Annotated in this window: 1 protein-coding gene; it reads left to right on the top strand. The window is 64.4% G+C overall.

Annotation, left to right across the window (positions count from 1 at the left end; translation table 11 throughout):
* Window positions 1-314 precede the first annotated feature (314 nt).
* A complete protein-coding gene (locus J5M56_RS23770) occupies window positions 315-629 on the top strand; it encodes a hypothetical protein (RefSeq protein WP_207937915.1) in 315 nt (104 codons plus the stop codon).
* Window positions 630-671 lie beyond the last annotated feature (42 nt).

The raw sequence follows: 671 nt of genomic DNA, 5'->3' as shown, positions 1-671 counted from the left end.
GTTCATGCACGAAATGTCGATTCCGCTGACGCCGCCGCTTGGTTGACCTCAATCGTGGAGCGTTGCCGGGCGCGTGCGTTCGGCGGCGCGACGCTCGCCTCAGGCACGGTTCGCGCGGCCGCCCGCTTGGGCGGCCGCGCCCGTCTGCCGATCGATGCGTGCGCCTCGTAAGCCGGCGAACGCGCGGCTTACCTCAGACAAAAGCGCCCGCGCACATCGCGTAAACCCTAGAGCGAAAACACCAGACGTACAGCGTCCCGCGGGTCAAGTCGCGCGTTTGCGCAGCCGTAAACCAATAGGTTCGCTCCACATCCATGTCGCCCTTCATGCTCTCCTCGATCCGGTCCCGCATTCTCGTCGCGTGCCTTGCCATCGTCATCGGCTCGCTCGTCATCAACACGGCGCTCAACTATTTCGTCGCCAACCGCTATAACCGCGAGTCCATCAGCCAGAACCTCAGCGCGGTGCTGACCGGCCACGAAGCCGGCATCGCCGATTGGGTCGCGTCGAAGACGCAGATGATCGTGTCGGTCGAAGACGCCGCGATCTCGCCGGATCCGATTCCGGCGCACAAGCAGATCGCCGCCGCCGGCGGGTTCACCAATGTCTATGTCGGCTACGCGGACTAGACCGCGAAATTCTCCGATCCCACCGGTATTCCGCCCGACGAC

The sequence above is a fragment of the Pseudomonas sp. 51_B genome (genome assembly GCF_017491595.1).
Lineage (GTDB): Bacteria > Pseudomonadota > Gammaproteobacteria > Pseudomonadales > Pseudomonadaceae > Aquipseudomonas > Aquipseudomonas promysalinigenes.
This window is presented reverse-complemented; position numbering and strand designations above follow the sequence as displayed.

What these genes read in the sequence shown, in the direction of transcription:
- J5M56_RS23770 (WP_207937915.1), top strand. Translation starts at nt 315, where the DNA reads ATGTCGCCCTTCATGCTCTCCTCGATCCGGTCCCGCATTCTCGTCGCG.